Source organism: Streptomyces kronopolitis, from assembly GCF_014646275.1.
Taxonomy (GTDB): Bacteria; Actinomycetota; Actinomycetes; order Streptomycetales; family Streptomycetaceae; genus Streptomyces; species Streptomyces kronopolitis.
The window spans coordinates 1-18,924 of the sequence record NZ_BMND01000050.1; the positions used below are offsets into that span (position 1 = coordinate 1).

Consider the following 18,924-nt stretch of genomic DNA (forward strand, 5'->3'; position numbering starts at 1 on the left):
CCCGCGCCGGCCGGCGAGCGCCCCGCCCCGGCCCCGGCCGATCCGCGTCCCGTCCTCCCGCCCGCGGCGCGCCGCCGGCTGTCCCTCCTGCTCGCCGACCGCGGCGGCTCCGGCGGCGGCAGCCGCCGCGGTACGGCCCCCGACCTCACCGAACTGCTCCCCCAGTGGCTGGCCGCCGCCGGCGAGTACGGCTACCGCGCCCCGGAGGCGCTGCTTCCGGCGCTGCTCGACGCCGCCCGGGCCCGTACAGATCTGCGGCCCGCCGCGCTGACGCTTGCGGGACCACGCGCCCTGTGGCTGGCGCGGCTCAACGACGAGTGGAAGTTCGCGCTGCGCGGGTTCGGAGGCCCGGCCGGGCTCCCCGTCGCCGACGACCCCGAAGGTGTGCGGCAGCGGTGGGAGGAGGGCCTGTTCGCGGAGCGGGTCGCCCTGCTGACCGCGCTGCGCCGGCACGACCCGCCGGCCGGCCTGGCGCTGCTGGCCACGACCTGGTCCACGGAGCGGGCCGAGGACCGCCTGATGTTCCTCGACTCGCTGCGCGAGGACCTCTCGGCGGCCGATGAGCCCTTCCTCGAACAGGCGCTGTCCGACCGCAGCCGCAATGTCCGCGCCACGGCCGCCGAGTTCCTCTCCACCCTGCCCGGCTCCGCGTTCGCGGCCCGGATGGCCGCGCGTGCGCACACCTGCATCGGCCCGGACCGCGTGTCGGGCACCACGATGATCGCGGTGGAGGCGCCGCACGAGTGCGATGCGGCGATGCAACGGGACGGCATGGCGCTCAAGCCGCCCTCCGGGCGGGGCGAACGCTCCTGGTGGCTGGGCCAGTTGGTGGAGGCGGCGCCGTTGGAGGGCTGGCGTGCGCGCTTCGGGGGCCGCGCGCCGGCGGAGATCGTCGCGCTGCCGGTGGCCGACGGCTGGCGAACGGAGCTGCACGACGCCTGGTGCCGCGCCGCCGTGCGCCAGCGGAACGCCGACTGGGCACGGGCGCTGCTGGGTGCGCCGGGCGCGCCGTCCCGGACCACCGACGTCTCACCGGGCGGCTCGTCACGGGATCTGACGAAGCTGCTGGCCGTGCTGCCCGCGGACGAACTGGCCCGGTGGTCGGCGGAGTTCATCGCGGCGCACGGCCTGTCGGACGCCTTCCGGATGCTGGGGGTGTGCGCGGTCCCCTGGGCGGAGCCGCTGGGCCGCGCCGTCGTCGACGCGCTGGACATCGCCCGGGACGCGGGCAGCTACCCCTGGAGCTTCAGCGGGGTGATGGGCCTGGCCGAGCGCTGCCTGGACCCGGCGGCCGCGGACCGTCTCGACATGCTCACCGCCGTCACCGACGAGCCCGAGGGCGCCTCACCGGGCTCCGGCGGCTACTGGTCCGAGGCCTTCCAACGCCTGGTCACCACCCTGCGCCTGCGCGCCACGATGCGTGCCGAACTGGCGCCAGCGCCCGCCGCCCCCGAGCCGGCCGGGGAGACCGGACGGAGGGCGCCATGACCCGCCGCACCCCGGCCGCCCCCGGGGGAGTCCGCCGGGCCCTCGTGCCCGGCGCCGCCTCAGACGGCCAGCGAGCGCACGTTCGCCCGGACCCACTCCACGATGGAGGCGGTCGTCGCGCCCGGGGTGAAGATCTCCGCGACGCCCTGCGCCTTGAGCGGGGGGATGTCGGCCTCGGGGATGATGCCACCGCCGAAGACCTTGATGTCCGCCGCGTCCCGTTCCTCCAGGAGGGCGATGACCTTCGCGAAGAGGGTGTTGTGGGCACCGGAGAGGATGGACAGCCCGATCGCGTCGGCGTCCTCCTGGATCGCGGTGTCGACGATCTGCTCCGGGGTCTGGTGCAGCCCGGTGTAGATGACCTCCATGCCGGCGTCGCGCAGGGCCCGCGCGATGACCTTGGCGCCCCGGTCGTGCCCGTCCAGGCCCGGCTTGGCCACCACCACACGGATCGGCCCCGACCTGCCCGCCGCGCCCTGGCTCCCCGCTTGCGCCCCGTCCTGCCGCGCCACACCCATCACTGCCTCCAAGCCATGCACGGCACTGTGGTGCCGCCGAGCCGACAATCGATCGCGCGACCGCGATCCGGCGGCCACGAGCGTGAACGAACGTTATCGCCAGCATCGCGTACCCAGCCGTTTCGTGACATCCGGGGAGGGGGAAATCACACATGGGACACGTTCGCTCTGCGCCGCGTTCCGCTCACCGCCATGTCACGTCCTCGTGGCACGGCGCGCGCGGACCGGGCGCTCGGGGAGCCGCAGTCGGACCACCGCGCCGCCGGGCGCGCATCAGGGCGGGCCACGCCGCATGCCTGCCGCCGCCACTCACGGCTTCCCACGAGGGCACACGGGGGTCACAGTCGCCTCCCGCGTGCCGTTCGGGAGGTCGGCCATGCAGGCCCTGCCCTTTCTCTCCGCACCCCTTCTGCTCGCGCGCCTGCTGACCGCACCCCTCCAGTGCGCCCGCCGGCTCCCCGCCCGCACCTCTTCCCTCCTGCTCCGCAGCACGGTCGTCGACCTGGCGGTGCTCGCCGCCCACCTGCTGCTCTACCCGACCGGCATCCCCCCGGAGCGCCCCCTGGAAGGGCAGCTGACGCCGGAGGTCCCGCAGCCGGGCGCCGCCCCGCCGACCCTGCTGCCGACCGAGGGCCGGGCGCATCCGCCGGTCCTCCTGCTCCACGGCTTCATCGACAACCGCTCCGTCTTCGTCCTGCTGCGCCGCTCGCTGCTCCGGCACGGCTGGCGCCATGTCGAGGCGCTCAACTACTCCCCGCTGACCTGCGATCTCCGCAAGGCCGCGGAATTGCTCGGCCGTCATGTGGCGGAGGTGTGCGCGCGGACCGGTCATCGCCGGGTGGACATCGTGGGCCACAGCCTCGGCGGACTCATCGCCCGCTATTACGTGCAGCGGCTCGGCGGCGACGCCCGTGTCCGCACGGTGGTCACGCTCGGCACCCCGCACTCCGGCACCCGTATCGCGCCCCTGATGTCGGCGCATCCGCTCGTGCGGCAGATGCGGCCCGATTCCGAAGTGATCAGGGAGTTGTCGCTTCCGGCGCCGAATTGCCGCGCCCAATTCGTGGCCTTCTGGAGCGAGGAGGACCAAGTGATGATTCCGGCCACGACGGCCAGAATCGATCATGCGGATCTGCGCGCGCACAACGTGCAAGTCACCGGTGTGGGACATCTCGCCCTGCCGGTCAACGGCACCGTCGCCGCCGGAATTCGGGAGGCGCTGTCGTCCGCGGAGGAGGCGGAAGGAACGGCGGACAGCATTTCGGTGGCCTGACCCGGGAAGGCCGCGACGGCGCACCGCCTCCCCGGATTACCGCCTCGCGCACCGCGGACATCGCACCCCAGGGGCGACACGATCTTGACGTGTTGTCGAACAAACCTCGAACGAGGAGCCAAGAGCGTGCATGGGCCTGCCGAAAGGCGGCCAAATGCCCGGTCTGGCCGAGCGCAAACCCTGTGGAAGATTGTCGCCATCGCATACCGCCGGGTACAGTCGCCGCTAATTCTCCTGCTGCCGAGGCGAAAGAGAAGTTGGTGAACGACCGTCACCCATCGGGGGCCCCGCTTCCGACCGGCTCTCCCTCCGACGCCTCGTATGCGCACTATCCGGCCTACGACTCCTACGGGCACCAGCCCCCGGCCGGCACCGCCGAATACGGCGACGGCGACCCGCTCTTCGGCTCGCTTCCCGGCTCGTACGACACCGGGATGTACGACACCGGCGCGTACGCCGCGGACGCCCATGGCATGAGTGCGTACGGCACGGGCACCTTCCACGCCGGCGCGTACGCCGGCCAGGCCGCCTACGACACCGGCACCTACCCCACGATGCAGTGGGACACCGGCGCCTATGAGACCGGCGGCTACCCGGTCGTCGACCCGCAGGCGGCGGCCGCGGGCTACGACCCGTACACGCACACCGCCCATGAGCAGCCCGCGCAGCACACCACCGGCTACCCCTCCTCCGCGTACGAGGCGGCGGGGTACGAGACGGCCGCATACGAGACAGCCGGGTACGAGACCGCCGGATACCCGACGGCCGCCTACGGCACCGGCGGCTACGAGGCGACCGCGTACGAAGCCACCTCCTACGGGTACGGCGGGTTCGACACCGGAAGCTTCGCCACCGGCGGCTACGACCTCGGCGGACACGACACCGCTGGACACAGCGCCGCTGGGCACGACGCCAGCGGACACGACGCCGGTGGGCACGACGCCGGTTACGGCACCGGCAGTTGGCCCGCCGCCGGATTCCAGGCGCCCGAGACCTTCGAGAGCACCGGCGGCTTCGACGCCCTCAGCCGGCAGGCCACCGCGGTCCAGGAGACCGCGGACCACGAGGCCACCGCGGTCTGGTCGACCACCGACCAGGGCCTGATCGCCGGCATCCCGGCGCAGTCCGGCCCGCCCGAGGCCGAGGCCGCCCACTGGGACACCGCCCACCAGGACACCGCCATCTGGGACGCCGCCGGTGACGCCGCCTCCGTTGCGGACGCCATGACACAGGCGATGCCCGTCACCCCGGCGTTCGTCACCCCCGCCCCCGATGCGCCCACCGGCCGCCGCGCCGCCAGGTCGGAGGCCGAGAAGGCCGGCCGCGGCCGGGGCCGGCGGCGCCCGGTGAAGCGGTCGGCGCTGCTGACCATCGCCGTCCCCTCGGTCGCCACCCTGGGCGTCTGCGCCGTGGCCGCCGCGTCCGTCGCCCACTTCGGCGAGGACGACAAGACCGAGGCGACCGCCCAGTCGGCGCCCGACGCGACGGCCGTCAAGCCCTCCGCGGCGAACAACAAGCTCGACACCCAGCTCGCCGGACTCAGCGCCAGCGCCGATGACTTCCGTGACCGGGCCAGCCGGACGCAGGAGCGCATCGACCTCAAGGAGCGCCAGGCGCTGGACCGCAAGCGCAAGGCGGAGGCGGCGGCCCGCAAGGAGGCCATGCGCCCCAAGTTCGTGCTGCCGGTCACCCAGCACGGGCTGAGCGCCACCTTCGGCCAGGCCGGCGTCAACTGGATGTCCGTGCACACCGGGATCGACTTCCCGGTCAGCTACGGCACCCCGGTCATGTCCGCCACCGACGGCACCATCCGCACGCAGTGGAACTCCGCTTACGGCAACATGGCGATCGTGACGGCGCCCGACGGCACGGAGACCTGGTACTGCCACCTGAGCAGCACCAAGATCCGTTCCGGGGAGGTCAAGGCCGGTGACCGGATCGCCTATTCGGGCAACTCCGGCAACTCCACCGGGCCGCATCTGCACTTCGAGGTGCGCCCGGGCGGCGGGGCCGCGGTGGACCCGCAGCCGTGGCTGCGCGACCACGGCCTCAACCCGAACTGACCGCCCCCCGCGCGGCCGCCGCCCCGGCTGCCCGACCGCCTACAGCTTCTCCACCGGCGCGTACCGCAGCAGCAGCCGCTTGGGCTTCTCGCCGCCGAAGTCGATGGTCGCCTCGGCGTTGTCACCGCTGCCCTTGACGCCCACGACCGTGCCGAGTCCGAAGCTGTCGTGGGTGACGCGGTCGCCGATGGCCAGCGGGACCACCTGGCGGTCCTTGGCCCGGCGGGTGGCGAAGCCGCTCGCCCCCTTGCTGCGCGAGGACAGCGTGGAGCCCAGGCCGCCACCGGCGCCGCCCGACAGGCCGCTTATGGTCGCGGACGGCGTCGCCTGGCCCGTGCGCTTCCACTCCACGTACTCGCCGGGGATCTCCTCCAGGAACCGGGAGGGCGGGTTGTACGAGGGCTGGCCCCAGGCGCTGCGCATCGTCGAGCGGGTGACGTAGAGCCGCTCGCGGGCGCGGGTGATGCCGACGTAGGCCAGCCGGCGCTCCTCCTCCAGCTCCTTGGTCTGGCCCAGCGAGCGCATGTGCGGGAAGACGCCGTCCTCCATGCCGGTCAGGAAGACCACCGGGAACTCCAGGCCCTTGGCGGTGTGCAGCGTCATGAGGGTGATGACGCCGCTGCCCTCCTCGTCCTCGTCCGGGATCTGGTCGGAGTCGGCGACCAGGGCGACCTGCTCCAGGAAGTCGGAGAGGGTGCCCGGGTCCGCTTCGCCTCGGTCCTGCTCGAATTCCAGGGCCACGGCGGCGAGTTCCTGGAGGTTCTCGATCCGGGTCTCGTCCTGCGGGTCGGTGGAGGCCTGCAGCTCGGCGAGGTAGCCCGTGCGCTCCAGGACCGCTTCCAGGACCGTGGCGGGGCCCGCGCCGGACTCGACGATGGTGCGCAGCTCCTCCATGAGGACGTTGAAGCGCTTGACGGCGTTGGCGGAGCGGGCCGCCATGCCGTACGCCTCGTCGACCCGGCGCAGCGCCTGCGGGAAGGTGATTTTCTCGCGCGCCGACAGGGCGTCGATCATCGCCTCGGCGCGGTCGCCGATGCCGCGCTTGGGGACGTTCAGGATGCGGCGCAGCGGGACGGTGTCCTCGGGGTTGGACAGCACCCGCAGATACGCGAGGACGTCGCGGACCTCCTTGCGCTCGTAGAAGCGCACTCCGCCGACGACCTTGTAGGGCAGCCCGACCCGGATGAAGATCTCTTCGAAGACCCGGGACTGGGCGTTGGTGCGGTAGAAGACGGCGACATCGCCCGCCTTGGCGTCGCCGGCGTCCGTCAGGCGGTCGATCTCGTCGGCGACGAACTGCGCCTCGTCGTGCTCGGTGTCGGCGACGTAGCCGGTGATCCCGGGGCCGCTGCCGGCGTCGGTCCAGAGGTTCTTGGGGCGGCGGTTCTCGTTGCGCTCGATGACGGCGTTGGCGGCGGACAGGATCGTCTGCGAGGAGCGGTAGTTCTGCTCCAGCAGGATCGTCGTCGCGTCGGGGTAGTCCTCCTCGAACTGGAGGATGTTGCGGATGGTGGCACCGCGGAAGGCGTAGATCGACTGGTCGGCGTCGCCGACCACGCACAGCTCGGCCGCCGATTCGGCGGGGCCGACCAGCTCGCGGACGAGGGTGTACTGGGCGTGGTTGGTGTCCTGGTACTCATCGACGAGGACATGGCGGAAGCGGCGGCGGTAGTGCTCGGCGACATCCGGGAAGGCCTGGAGCAGATGGACCGTCGTCATGATGATGTCGTCGAAGTCCAGGGCGTTGGCCTCGCGCAGCCGCGCCTGGTACATCGCGTACGCCTCGGCCAGGGTCTTCTCGAAGCCATCGGCGGCCGTCCCCGCGAAGGTCTCCTCGTCGATGAGCTCGTTCTTGAGGTTGGAGATCTTGGCGCTGAAGGACTTGGGCGGGTAGCGCTTGGGGTCCAGCTCCAGATCGCGGCAGACCAGGGCCATCAGGCGCTTGGAGTCGGCGGCGTCGTAGATCGAGAAGGAGGACGTGAAGCCCAGCTTCTTGGACTCGCGGCGCAGGATGCGCACGCAGGCGCTGTGGAAGGTGGAGACCCACATGGCGTTCGCGCGCGGACCGACGAGCTCCTCGACGCGCTCCTTCATCTCGCCGGCGGCCTTGTTCGTGAACGTGATCGCGAGGATCTGGCCGGGGTGGACGCGGCGCTCGGCCAGCAGATGGGCGATGCGGTGGGTGAGCACCCGGGTCTTGCCGGAGCCGGCGCCGGCGACGATCAGCAGCGGGCCGCCGGTGTGCACCACGGCGGCCTTCTGCTCGTCGTTGAGCCCTTCGAGCAGCGCGGCGGCGTCGACGGCGGGGCGGGCGGCGCCGTCGCGGTAGTGGGTCTCTCTGGGGCCGGGCGCGTCGAATTTCCCGCCGAAGAGGTCGGCGGGGATCTCCTCGGGGGCCGGCTCGTGCTCGTCCTCGGGAGGCGGCGGGTGCTCCTCGCCCTTGTGGCCGAGGTCCGCCAGGAAGCTGTCGTCAAAGAGGCTGCTCATCGCCCACCGAGTCTAGGCCGCCGCACTGACAACCCGCCGCGCAGTGCCGATTGTCGGCCGTATGACGGGCCCGTGCGGCGGCCCGCAGGTCAGGGCACCGGCCCCGGGCCGCACGGCGCAGCGCCTCGTCTACCCGAATCCGACATCTGCCACAACAACCCCCGCATCGCGTTCAGGTCACAAAAAGGTTTCGGGCATATCGAACATCAGCCTTCACAGGAGCCACACGAGTTGGCTAACGTCCTCGCTCAGGCAGCCCGCTTCCCCGCGTACGACCGTGTCCGCACGGGCCGCCGCGCCGAGTCCGGCCCTGCCATGAGGCACCCGGAGCCGGGGACCCACCAGCACCACCGGGGTGAATCGATCCGTACGGCCGCCACAGGCGGACGTCGGACCGTAGGGCAAGCCTTCCGTCATCGACACCGCCCGAACCCGACAGCTAACCCGGTAGGCGGTCACGGAAGGAGTTGCCGGCCTTGGCGTCCCATCGCAAGCCGCGCACCAGCGTCCTCGCCTCGCCCGGAGGCCGCCGTACGGCTGCCGGGCTCACCACCGCTGCCCTCGCCTCGGTCACCCTGCTCTCGCAGACCGCCGACGCGGCCCCCCGGGCGCCGAAACCCACCGTCGAAGAGGTCAAGAAGCAGGTCGACGACCTCTACCACCAGGCCGAGGTGGCCACCGAGAAGTACAACGGCGCCAAGGAGCGCGCCGGCGAACAGCAGCACACCGTCGACAAGCTGCTCGACGACGCGGCGAAGCGCGCCGAGCAGATGAACCGGTCCCGGCACCAGCTGGGCATGTTCGCGTCGGCCCAGTACCGCACCGGCGGGATGAACCCGACGGCGCAGCTGATGCTCGCCAAGGACCCGCAGCAGTTCGTCGACCGCAGCCACCTCATGGAGCGGCTCACCGGCCGGCAGAAGCAGGCCGTCACCGACTACCAGGAGCAGGCGGCGGCCGCGGCGCACCAGCGGGCCGAGGCGACCGACAGCCTGGAGCGGCTGCAGAAGTCGCAGGTGTCCCTGAAGGAGTCCAAGCGCTCCGTCCAGGACAAGCTGACCGAGGCCCGTCAGCTGCTGTCCCACCTGACCGCGCAGGAGAAGGCGCGGCTGGCGCAGCTGGAGCGCGAGAAGGAGGCGGCCGCCAAGCGCAAGGCCGACGAGGAGGCGCGCCGGCGGCAGCACGACGGCGGCGGTTCCCCGGGCGGGCAGACCGGTGGCGGCTCCGACGACGGCGGTTCGACCGGAGCCCCGTCCTCCGCGAAGGCCGCCAAGGCGATCGCCTTCGCCCGCTCCCAGATCGGCAAGCCGTATGTGTGGGGCGCGACCGGACCCAGCTCCTACGACTGCTCGGGGCTGACGCAGGCGGCGTGGAAGGCGGCCGGCGTCACGATGCCGCGGACCACCTGGGACCAGGTCAAGATCGGCGCGCGGGTGTCCACCAAGGATCTGCAACCCGGTGACCTGGTGTTCTTCTTCGACGACATCAGCCACGTCGGGATGTACATAGGCGGCGGCAAGATGATCCACGCGCCGCACCCGGGCGCCAGCGTCCGGGTCGAGTCGATCTACTACATGCCCATCTACGGGAGCGTCCGCCCGGGCTGAGGCCCTCGCCCGCCGCTCCCCCCAAGGACCACCCCCCACAGGCCACCCCCCACGGCCACCCCCCACACGCCACCGCGCGGCCGTCGCCTCCGATACGGAGTGCGAGGACCGCGCGGTGTGCCGTGGTGGGGCGGTGGTCCGCGCCGTCACGTACGGCGCGCCACCCAGGGAGCCGTTCTCAGGTCCAGAGCACCGCGATGAAGATGTTGGCCACGGTCAGCGCGCCGACCGCGCCGAAGAGCGGCTTCTCGACCGTCTCGTCGTCCCGCTTGACGTAGACCAGCGCCAGGATCACCACCAGGACGGCCATCTTGATGCCGATCTTGAGGGTGTTGATGTCGTGGCCCTGGGCCTGGTTGAGGCCGACCAGGGCGACGCCGGTGATCAGCATCGTCAGCGCGCCGTGCAGCATGGCCGGCACGAAGCGGGCGGTGCCCGCGCTCATCGCCTTCATCTGGGTCAGGAAGCCTCCGAGCAGGGAGGCGATGCCGATGATGTGCAAGCCGACGAAGAGATTGGTTACTACGTCCATAGTGCGGGATCGTAGTCGCCGCATAGCACGGCCCTGCGGGCAGGGCGGGCACAATCGTCGCTTCGGTCAGGGCGGGCCGGTACCGGCGTCCGGCCGTCCGCCGCACGGTCATCGGCACACCGGCACCGGTCGAAAGCGAACAATGCCGGGCAAGCGGACTCCCCGGCACGACACCCAGGCTTAGCGTCCTCCTCCAGGCGGTCGACTCCCCGCCGTCGCCGGCCCCCCACCGGCGACCCGTCGGCCGCCTCGCCGCGAGGTGCGGCGGCGGTCCGTTCCCCCGTTACGGACCGCCGCCGGCCCCGGCTCGAAGGGAAGGAAGTGACGGCCACCGTGGCCTCGCACCGCAAGCCCAGGCAGCATCCGCTCGCCTCGCTGACCGGCGGCTCGCGCACCGCGCGCACCGTCCGTACCGCCGCCACGCTGGCACTCGCCGGTGCCGCCACCGCCACCGTCCTCGACGGCACCGGGCAGGCCGCGCCCCGCCCCACCCCCGCCCAGGTCAAGGGCCGGATCGACGCGCTGTACCAGGAGGCAGAGGTGGCCACGCAGAGCTACAACGGCGCGAAGGAAGCCGCCGGCACCGCACGCCGGGAGCTGACACGGCTGCAGGACGAGGCCGCCCGCAGGACCCAGAAGCTCAACACCGCCCGCACGGAGCTGGGCGCCCTGGCCGCGAGCCAGTACCGCTCCGGCGGGGTGGACCCGACCGTCCGGCTGCTGCTGTCCGCGGATCCGCAGCGCTATCTGGACGGCGCCGCGGTCCTGGAGCGTACGGGCAGCCATCAGGCGACCGCGGTGGCCGGGTACGCGCGGCGGCTCGGCAGCGTACGGCAGGTCCGGCAGCGTGCCGAGGAGACCGCGGAGCGGCTGGCGTCCACCGAGGCCACGCTGAAGAAGCAGCGGGTCACGGTCGTCCACAAGCTGGACGCCGCCGAGCAGTTGCTGAACCGGCTGACCGCCGAGCAGCGCAAGCGGATGGCGGGACCGGGCGGCGACGGCGTGAGCCACGGCGGTGACGGCAAGGAGGCGGCCGGCCACGGCCATGCGGACCGGGGGGCGCACGGGGAGGACGGCCTCGACGGGGTCGCCCACGGCGCGGGAGCCACCGCAGCGGCGGCATCCGCCCCCAACCCCCGTGCCGCGCGGGCCGTTTCGTTCGCCTACGCCGCGCTGGGCAAGCCGTACGTCTGGGGCGCGACCGGCCCCTCCGCCTACGACTGCTCGGGGCTGACGCAGGCCGCCTGGAAGTCCGGTGGCGTCGCCCTGCCCCGGACCACCTACACCCAGATCAGCTCCGGGCCGCGGGTCGACCGGTCCCAACTCGCCCCCGGTGACCTGGTGTTCTTCTACTCCGGCATCAGCCATGTGGGGCTCTACATCGGCGACGGCAAGATGATCCACGCCCCGCACCCGGGGGCGCCGGTACGGATCGCGCCGATCGACCAGATGCCGTTCGCCGCGGCCACCCGCCCGGCCTGATCCGAACGACAGGCCCTAGGGGGCGCCCCCGGCGCGGGGCCGGGGGCGCGGTCGGCGTGCTCACGCCCGGAGGTGCCGCCCCAGCCAGTGGAAGATCTCCGGTACCTGCTGGCGCCACACCGCCGTGGTGTGGCCGCCCGCGTTCGCCGGGATCAGCCGCACGTCCACCGTGGTGGGGCGCCGGGCGAGCTGCTTGAGCCCCATGCCGGCCTGGTAGCCGTCGCCCGCCGCGCCCGACACGTACAGGGCGGTGCGCGGCGGCTTCCCCGCCGCGTTGGCGGACCGCAGGATGTGCAGCGGGTTGGTCTCGATGCGCAGCTTGGGGTCCTTGCCGGCGAGCGAATCGCGTTCCAGCGCCGGGTCGTTGTAGCCGGACATGGCGACGGCGGCGCGGTAGCGGTCCGGGTGGGCCAGCGCGAGCTTGGTGGCGCAGTGCGCACCCGCCGAGTAGCCGGCCAGTGCCCAGGAGTCCGGCTTGTCGCCGGCCCGGAAGTTGTCGATGACCATCTTGCGCACATCGACCGTCAGCCAGCTGTCGGCGTTGACCTGCCCGGGGAGGTTGACGCATCCGGTGTCCGCGCCGGCCAGGAGGTTGGTGCGCGGCGCGACCAGGATGGCCGGCTTGACCTGCCCGCTCCGCATCAGCGGCTGGAGCTGTTCGGCCGCGTGCAGGGAGCCCAGCCAGGACTTCGCCGAGCCGGGGTAGCCGGGCAGCAGCTCGACCACGGGGAACTTCTTGTTCCGGTAGGCCGGGTCGTTGTACTGCGGCGGCAGCCAGACGTACACCTCGCCGTTGACCCCGGAAATCCGGCCCTTGAGGTCGGTCATCTGCACCCCGGCGCCCACCCGGGGGTCGTCGGCGGGGCGGAACTGCTGGATCTGCTTGGGCTCGTTCTTGATCTGCTGGCCGCCCATGCCGTCGGGGCCGAGGTCGCGGGCCGCCGCGACATGGCTGTCGGTGCCGAGCAGGTCGCCCCAGGTGTCGTAGAGATTGTTGGCGTTGTTGACCAGGACGAAGACCACCGTGATGGCCGTGACCTGGGCGAACAGCAGCATCAGCAGCCGAGCCAGACCGCGCACCAGGGGCGGGCCGGCTATCCGGCCCCACAGGGCGAGCGGCAGCACGACGGCGGCAATCAACAGCGTGATCGAGGTGAGGAAGAAGGGCGTGCCCGTCAGGCTCATCGGGTCTCGCTTCCAGGACAGCTACGCGAAGGATGGGGGATGGTTCCGGCCCCGCCTTCGGCAGTGAGCCTCTCCGCGCCCTTAGATGGTGATCCTCGCGGTCCTGGTTGCCCGTCTTTGGTGCTTCTTTACACGCTCGTCACACCTTCGTGTACCGCCCACCGATCCCCGGCTTCCGCGCCGGGGCCGCAGGTCAGACCGTCAGACCAGGCGCCGGGCCGCCGCCCAGCGGGTCAGCTCGTGGCGGTTGGAGAGCTGGAGCTTGCGCAGCACCGCGGAGACATGGGACTCGACGGTCTTCACGGAGATGAACAGCTGCTTGGCGATCTCCTTGTACGCATAGCCACGGGCGATCAGCCGGAGCACCTCCCGCTCGCGCTGGGTGAGGCGGTCGAGGTCCTCGTCGATCGGCGGGGCGTCGGTCGAGGCGAAGGCGTCCAGGACGAAGCCGGCCAGCCGGGGCGAGAAGACCGCATCGCCGTCGGCGACCCGGAAGACCGCGTTGACCAGGTCCGTACCCGTGATCGTCTTGGTGACGTAGCCGCGGGCGCCGCCGCGGATGACCCCGATGACGTCCTCGGCGGCGTCGGAGACGGAGAGCGCGAGGAAGCGGACCGGGCGCTCGGCGTCGGCCATCATCGCGGCACTGCGGCGCAGCACCTCGACGCCGCCGCCCCCCGGGAGGTGGACGTCCAGGAGGACGACCTCGGGGCGGGTGGCGGTGATGACCGTGACGGCCTGGTCGACGTCGGCGGCCTCGCCGACCACCTCGACGCCGGTGCGCCCCGTCTCTCCGATCTCGGCCTGGACGCCCGTACGGAACATCCGGTGGTCGTCGACCAGCACGACCCGTACGGTCCGGTCGCCGGCCGCCGCGCCGCCGGTGCCGTCCTGCTGTGCGCCCTCGCTGCTCATCTCTTCCGTCCGTCCCTCGGTGTCTGCCGCGTCATCATCGCCTGTGCCGGCCCGCGGTGTCGCCACCGGCCGCTGCTGTCCCGCTGCCGTCATGCGTCGTGCTCCGTCGCCGCGCGCTCCATCTCCAGCTCGACGACGGTGCCGCCCTCGGGAGCGGAGCGCAGCCGGGCCGTCCCGCCGTTGCGCTCCATGCGTCCGATGATGGACTCCCGGACGCCCATGCGGTCCTCGGGGACCGCGTCCAGGTCGAAACCGGGGCCGCGGTCGCGCACCGAGACGAAGACCGTGCGGCCCTCCACCTCGGCGAACACCTGGACCGCGCCGCCCTCGCCACCGTACTTGGCGGCGTTGACCATCGCCTCGCGCGCGGCCTGCATCTGGGCGCCGAGCGCCTCGTCCAGCGGGCAGTCGCCGACGACCACGACCTCGATGGGCACGCCGTGGTGGTCCTCCACCTCGGCGGCGGCCTTGCGGACGGCCTCCGCGACGGTGGCCGGCTCCTCGTCCTCCTCCTTGCCGCGGCCCTCGGGCTTGTAGAGCCAGGCGCGCAGTTCGCGTTCCTGGGCGCGGGCCAGCCGGGCCACCTCCCGGGGCTCGTCGGCGTTGCGCTGGATCAGCGTGAGGGTGTGCAGGACGGAGTCATGGACATGCGCGGCGACTTCCGCCCGCTCCTGGGCGCGGATGCGCATCAGGCGTTCCTCGGAGAGGTCCTGGGTCATCCGGACGAGATAGGGGCCCGCCAGCAGCGCGATGCCGACGACGACGGCGAGAGCGGCCTGCAGCACCGAGCCGAGATGGCGCACCGAGCCCTGGAGCACGACGATGATCGTCACCCCGACGCAGACCAGCAGCACGCCGGCCGCACCGCGCAGCACGGGCAGCACGCCCTTGCGGCGGCCCAGCTCCAGCCACTGGGCGCGGCGGGAGTTGTCCGCCTGGCGCCACACCAGGGCGACGCCGGCGCCGATCAGCAGCACCGGCCAGACATAGCCGTCGGCCTGCCCCAGCTGGAAGCGGGAGGCGACGATCGAGGCGCCGATGACCAGCGCGATCAGCGCGAAGACCTGGCCCCGGTCGGGCCGGTGCCGCAGCAGGCGGCGCTTTCCGTCGGCCGCGGTGGCCTGCCGGTGCTCCACGCCGCCGACGCCCAGCGGGACGAAGAACCAGAACGCGGCGTACAGCAGCGCGCCCATGCCGTCGGCCAGGAACAGGGCCAGGAACACGATCCGCACCCAGGAGACCGGCAGCCCGAGATGCCCGGCCAGACCGCGCGCGACACCGCCGAGCAGCCGCCCGTCGGCGCTGCGGTACAGCTTGCGCACGGGCGGGTCATCCGGGTCCGGCGCCGGGGCGTAACCCGTCTCGGCGCGGGGTGGGGCGGTGGTCATGCCCCCGATCGTCACACGGCGCCGCGGCGCGGGGCATCAGGGACGACCCTGACGCCTTCCCTGAGCTTTCAGCGGGCGGGGGTGGAGGGGAGACGGGCCGGACCGGGCCGCGGGAGGCCCGGTTCCGGTCGTCAGTTGTTCGGGTCGGCCCTGCGGAAGCCGTCCTTGATGTGCGTGAAGAGCGTCTCGAACTTGGTCCAGTCGGCCTTCGGCGCGGTCACGCAGAGCGCGTACTCCTTGGCGCCCTCGCGGCCGAACCCGAGGTCGACGCCCCGGAAGGCGCGGGCCCGCCCCTGGAAGGTGAACTCCCAGATCGCGGCGGGGTCGCCCTGATAGGTCGTGGGCTGCATCCGCAGCCGGTTGTAGATCGGGTACATCTTCTTGAAGGACTCCTCGACCGCGGTGAGGTGCTGCACCTGGTCGGGCGAGGAGAAGTCCAGCACGCTGAGGGTCAGCTGGGCGCGTTCGGCGTCGGAGGAGTAGATGATCTGCCGCCCGCCGTCCCGGACGTCCCGCTTCCAGCCTTCGGGCAGCGGGAAGGACACCCCGAGCGCGGACTCGGTGATCTTGCGGTAGCCGTTCGGGACCGGGGGCGGCGGTCCGATGCTGCTGACCGGGACCCGGGGGCTCACCGTGGTGGCCTTGCCCGCCGCCGTGTGGGACGTGCCGGCGTCGTCGCCCCGTGTCAGATACCAGGCCGCGCCCGTACCACCGCCGGCGATCAGGACGCCCACGACGGACCAGACCGCGATCCGCACACCCTTCCGCTTGCGGGGCTCCTTGCCGTCGGACGCCAACGCCACCGGGCCGGTGGTGTCCGCGCCGCCGGTCTGCGCGGCCGTACCCGGGACCGTCCCGGTGCCGACGCCCGTGCCGGTGCCGGTTGCTGTGCCCGTGCCGGTTCCCGTGCCCGTACCGTTCTGCGTCCCGGCGCCCGTGGCGGTGCGGGTCGCGGTGCCGGTAGCGGGTCCGGTGCCGGTGCCGGTGCCGGTGTGCTCCGGGGCGGTGCCCTCCGCGCCCGTGTGGGCCACCGCGCGGATCGTCGCCTCCTTCTGCACGTTCGCCGTGGTCGCGTCCGGGGAGCCGAGGCCGACGGTGCCCAGCGCGAGCGTCGGCCAGCCGATCATCGCCGTCTCCACCTCGGCCTCGGCGGCCCGCAGAGCCTGCTCGACGACCTCGGCCGACGGCCGCTCCTGGGGCTCCTTGGCGAGCAGCGCCTCGATCAGCGGGGCCAGCGAACCGGCGTTGCGCGGCGGATCGTGCGGGTCCATGGCGATCGCGTAGGCCGTCTCGACCGCGGTGTTCTTCCGGAACGGGGGCCGCCCCTCGACCGCCTGATAGAGGGTCGCGCCCAGCGCCCACAGGTCGGAAGCGGGCCCCGGGGTACCGCCCTTGACCCGCTCGGGCGCCAAGTAGTCGATGGAGCCGACCAGCTCACCTGTCTTGGTGAGCGTGGAGGTGCCGCTGGCGACCGCGATCCCGAAGTCGGTGAGCACGACCCGGCCGTCCTCACCGAGCAGGACGTTGCCGGGCTTCACGTCCCGGTGCAGCACTCCGGCCGAGTGCGCGGCACGCAGCGCCGCGATCATGCCGCGTCCGATCCGGGCGGCCTCGCGCGGGGTGAGGGAACTGTCGGCACGCGCGGCTTCCTTGATGGCGTCGCCGAGCGTCGTGGACGGGACGTACTCCATGACGATGCAGGGCAGCCCGGCGTCGTCCACGACGTCGTGCACGCCCACCACGTTGGGGTGGTTGATGCGCGCCGCGGACTGCGCCTCGCGGGTGGTGCGCTCATGACGCGTCGCCAGCTCGTCCTCGTCCAGCTGCGGCGAGACATGCAGCCGCTTGACCGCGACCTGACGCCCGAGGAGTTCGTCCCTGGCGCGCCAGACGGTTCCCATGCCGCCCTGGCCTATCCGTTCGACCAGGCGGTATCGCCCGGCGACCAGTCGCCCCTCGTTCACCGACGCCGCCTCCGTCACAGCACGCCCCTCCGGAGCCCCGTACGTGTTCAGGGCGCAACGATAGTCGCCGCAGCGGGCGGACTGAGCTTTGGCCACCGCACGTACACGGCCTTCTTTCCCGCTGCGACAACAGCCCGGCGGCATATGCGAACCCACGAGGGATTTCGGGACCCCTCCGGGGCATCTCGGGGTGACCGGACGCGCATCTCAGGGGGGCCGGACGTACATCTCAGGGATCGGCCAGGGTTTCCACCGATGCCGCGGTCCCGCGTCGCTTGTCACCATGGGGTCATGAGCGAGAGAGACCCTGTCGAGGAACCGGCGCCCGGCGACCCCGCCGGCCCCGCACCGGCGCCTGCCCCGCTGCGGCGCAGCAGGCGGCACAAGGTGATCGGCGGGGTGTGCGCCGGGCTGGGCCGGCAGTGGGACCTCGATCCGGTGATCTTCCGGATCGTGCTCGCCGTGCTCTCCATCGGCGGCCTCGGCCTCATCGCGTACGGCTTCGCCTGGCTGCTCATCCCCCTCGACGGCGAGGAGGAGAACGAGGGCCGCAGGCTGCTCTCCGGCCGGGTCGAGGGCACCGCGCTGACGGCCCTGCTGTTCGCGCTGGTCGGCTGCGGGCTGTTCCTGACGACGCTCGGCAAGGGCAGCATGATGTCGTTCGCCATCATGCTGGTGCTGGCGGTGGCAGGCTCCGCCTACTGGTCGCGCCGGCGCCGCCAAGTGGCGTCCCAGGGGCCGGAGTCGGTGGACTCCGCGACCGCCCAGGCCGTCGCCGATGCCCCGCCCGAGACCACCGCGCCCCCCGTCCCGGCAGGCCCCTCCTGGTGGCGCGATCCGCGCTCCAGGGAGGCGGCCGGCCCGCCGTATCTGTGGGGACCGGAGAGCACCCCGCTCCCGCTCGACATCGCCTACCGGTTCGAGCACGGCGCGGGCGCGCCGACCGCCGCGGAGGACTCCCGGTCCGGCACGAGCGGCCCGCCCGGCTCCGCCCTGCCGCCGCACGGCGCCCCGCCCGTCCCGCGCCGAACGGGCCGCGGCGGCCGTCCGATCGGCGGCCGGACGTTCCTGCTCGCGCTGCTCGCCGGCGGCGGCACCGCGTTCGCCGTCTCCCGGCAGGAGGCGCTCGCCCCGTCCCTCCAGGCCGGACTGGCGTGTGCTCTGGCCGTCTTCGGCCTCGGCCTGGTGCTCAGCGCCTGGTACGGGCGGACGGGCGGCGGCACGGTCTTCATGGTGGTGCTGACCTCTGTGCTGCTGGCGGGCGCGGCGGTGGTGCCCACCGGCCTCACCGCCGACTGGCAGCGGCACACCTGGCGGCCCGCCGCCGTCAGCGAGGTCCGCCCGCACTACGCGGTGGGGTCGGGCGAAGCCACGCTGGATCTCGGCGCCCTCCCCTTCAAGGACGGCCGCACGGTCCATACCTCGGTGAACGTGGCGTTCGGCCGCCTGGCGGTGCGGCTGCCGCAGGGCGTCAGCGCCCGCCTCCATGTCTCGCTCGGCTTCGGCGATCTCCAGCTGCCCGGTGAGTCGCCCCACGACGTGGACCTGTCGGCGGGGGACGGCCGGCGGACGGTCACCCTGCCCGCGTCCGGTCTCAAGAAGGGCGAGAAGCCGCACGGTGCGGTGGACCTGGACCTCACCCTCGGCGCCGGCCAGCTCGCCGTCCAGCGCCTCGCCCCGGACTCCGCGCCGCCGGCTCCCGCCCCGCCCCTTCCCGTCGCGCCGACCGCCCCGACCCCCCAGGGAGCCTCCCGGTGAAACGCCACCCCTTCGAACCGGCCCGCCTTCTCGCGGGCCTCACCGCCCTGATCGTCGGCGTGGGCTACGGCCTCGACGCCCTCGGCCTCTGGCGGGCCCCCGGCCTCTGGCTGTTCCTGGCCCTCCCGGTCGGCCTCGCCCTCTCCGGCACCGCCGCCGCCTGGACCTCGGTCCGCCGCCACCGCACCCCGCCCACGGCCCCACCGCCCCCGACACTCTCCTGACCCGTCACCGGTCCGCGCCTGAACGGAGGCCCCATGGCAC

General features: G+C 72.8%; 14 protein-coding genes and 1 riboswitch. Of the genes, 7 read left to right on the top strand and 7 right to left on the bottom strand.

All coding sequences use genetic code 11. The annotated features are described in order from the left end of the window. Positions 1-1,488: DUF5691 domain-containing protein (locus IEY78_RS31070; protein WP_229700283.1), on the top strand; the 1,488-nt coding region annotated here is incomplete at its 5' end. Between the two features lie 59 nt (positions 1,489-1,547). Here the strand turns inward: IEY78_RS31070 and IEY78_RS31075 are convergent. Next, positions 1,548-2,006, bottom strand: a complete 459-nt coding sequence (locus IEY78_RS31075; RefSeq protein ID WP_189104024.1) for a cobalamin B12-binding domain-containing protein — start codon at positions 2,004-2,006, stop codon at positions 1,548-1,550. A 376-nt stretch (positions 2,007-2,382) separates the two neighbouring features. On the opposite strand from IEY78_RS31075, the gene IEY78_RS31080 reads away from it, so the two are divergent. Then, entirely contained in the window at positions 2,383-3,279 is an 897-nt protein-coding gene (locus IEY78_RS31080) for an esterase/lipase family protein (protein ID WP_189104026.1), read from the top strand. 260 nt (positions 3,280-3,539) lie between these two features. Next, positions 3,540-5,342: a M23 family metallopeptidase gene (locus IEY78_RS31085; protein ID WP_189104028.1), complete on the top strand. Its 1,803-nt coding sequence runs from the start codon at positions 3,540-3,542 to the stop codon at positions 5,340-5,342. Between the two features lie 39 nt (positions 5,343-5,381). Here IEY78_RS31085 and pcrA read toward each other — a convergent pair whose 3' ends face one another. Next, positions 5,382-7,829, bottom strand: a complete 2,448-nt coding sequence (gene pcrA, locus IEY78_RS31090) for a DNA helicase PcrA (protein ID WP_189104030.1) — start codon at positions 7,827-7,829, stop codon at positions 5,382-5,384. Positions 7,830-8,115: 286 nt separating this feature from the next. After that, positions 8,116-8,298: riboswitch (cyclic di-AMP (ydaO/yuaA leader) on the top strand. Positions 8,299-8,305: 7 nt separating this feature from the next. Here pcrA and IEY78_RS31095 point away from each other — a divergent pair. Beyond that, the gene (locus IEY78_RS31095) at positions 8,306-9,436 is read left to right on the top strand and encodes a C40 family peptidase (protein ID WP_189104032.1); all 1,131 of its coding nucleotides are present in this window, start codon (positions 8,306-8,308) and stop codon (positions 9,434-9,436) included. A gap of 178 nt (positions 9,437-9,614) precedes the next feature. Here IEY78_RS31095 and IEY78_RS31100 read toward each other — a convergent pair whose 3' ends face one another. Continuing rightward, positions 9,615-9,968, bottom strand: coding sequence for a hypothetical protein (locus tag IEY78_RS31100; protein ID WP_189104034.1), 354 nt, complete (start codon positions 9,966-9,968; stop codon positions 9,615-9,617). A 321-nt stretch (positions 9,969-10,289) separates the two neighbouring features. Between IEY78_RS31100 and IEY78_RS31105 the strand changes: the two genes are divergently transcribed. Further along, positions 10,290-11,450, top strand: coding sequence for a C40 family peptidase (locus IEY78_RS31105; protein WP_189104036.1), 1,161 nt, complete (start codon positions 10,290-10,292; stop codon positions 11,448-11,450). 60 nt (positions 11,451-11,510) lie between these two features. On the opposite strand, the gene IEY78_RS31110 is transcribed toward IEY78_RS31105, so the two are convergent. The 4 genes from IEY78_RS31110 to IEY78_RS31125 form a co-directional block, all read right to left on the bottom strand. Continuing rightward, complete coding sequence (locus IEY78_RS31110) at positions 11,511-12,635, bottom strand: alpha/beta hydrolase (RefSeq protein ID WP_189104038.1); 1,125 nt, start codon at positions 12,633-12,635, stop codon at positions 11,511-11,513. Between the two features lie 201 nt (positions 12,636-12,836). Beyond that, positions 12,837-13,550 (bottom strand): LuxR C-terminal-related transcriptional regulator, encoded by a 714-nt coding sequence (locus tag IEY78_RS31115; protein ID WP_189104071.1) that lies wholly within the window; start codon positions 13,548-13,550, stop codon positions 12,837-12,839. A gap of 89 nt (positions 13,551-13,639) precedes the next feature. Continuing rightward, complete coding sequence (locus tag IEY78_RS31120; protein ID WP_189104040.1) at positions 13,640-14,938, bottom strand: ATP-binding protein; 1,299 nt, start codon at positions 14,936-14,938, stop codon at positions 13,640-13,642. A 131-nt stretch (positions 14,939-15,069) separates the two neighbouring features. Then, positions 15,070-16,902 carry a serine/threonine-protein kinase gene (locus IEY78_RS31125; protein WP_268240365.1) on the bottom strand — a complete coding sequence of 611 codons (1,833 nt, stop codon included), beginning with the start codon at positions 16,900-16,902 and terminating at the stop codon, positions 15,070-15,072. A gap of 291 nt (positions 16,903-17,193) precedes the next feature. Between IEY78_RS31125 and IEY78_RS31130 the strand changes: the two genes are divergently transcribed. Together IEY78_RS31130 and IEY78_RS31135 are read left to right on the top strand one after the other, a co-directional pair. Then, entirely contained in the window at positions 17,194-18,660 is a 1,467-nt protein-coding gene (locus tag IEY78_RS31130) for a PspC domain-containing protein (protein WP_189104044.1), read from the top strand. Continuing rightward, complete coding sequence (locus IEY78_RS31135; protein WP_189104046.1) at positions 18,657-18,884, top strand: hypothetical protein; 228 nt, start codon at positions 18,657-18,659, stop codon at positions 18,882-18,884. Before IEY78_RS31130 ends, IEY78_RS31135 begins: the two co-directional genes overlap by 4 nt. The last annotated feature ends 40 nt before the right edge of the window (positions 18,885-18,924 follow it).

What these genes read in the sequence shown, in the direction of transcription:
- IEY78_RS31130 (WP_189104044.1), top strand. Translation starts at nt 17,194, where the DNA reads ATGAGCGAGAGAGACCCTGTCGAGGAACCGGCGCCCGGCGACCCCGCC.
- IEY78_RS31080 (WP_189104026.1), top strand. Translation starts at nt 2,383, where the DNA reads ATGCAGGCCCTGCCCTTTCTCTCCGCACCCCTTCTGCTCGCGCGCCTG.
- IEY78_RS31100 (WP_189104034.1), bottom strand. Translation starts at nt 9,968, where the DNA reads ATGGACGTAGTAACCAATCTCTTCGTCGGCTTGCACATCATCGGCATC.
- IEY78_RS31075 (WP_189104024.1), bottom strand. Translation starts at nt 2,006, where the DNA reads ATGGGTGTGGCGCGGCAGGACGGGGCGCAAGCGGGGAGCCAGGGCGCG.
- IEY78_RS31115 (WP_189104071.1), bottom strand. Translation starts at nt 13,550, where the DNA reads ATGAGCAGCGAGGGCGCACAGCAGGACGGCACCGGCGGCGCGGCGGCC.
- IEY78_RS31120 (WP_189104040.1), bottom strand. Translation starts at nt 14,938, where the DNA reads ATGACCACCGCCCCACCCCGCGCCGAGACGGGTTACGCCCCGGCGCCG.
- pcrA (WP_189104030.1), bottom strand. Translation starts at nt 7,829, where the DNA reads ATGAGCAGCCTCTTTGACGACAGCTTCCTGGCGGACCTCGGCCACAAG.
- IEY78_RS31110 (WP_189104038.1), bottom strand. Translation starts at nt 12,635, where the DNA reads ATGAGCCTGACGGGCACGCCCTTCTTCCTCACCTCGATCACGCTGTTG.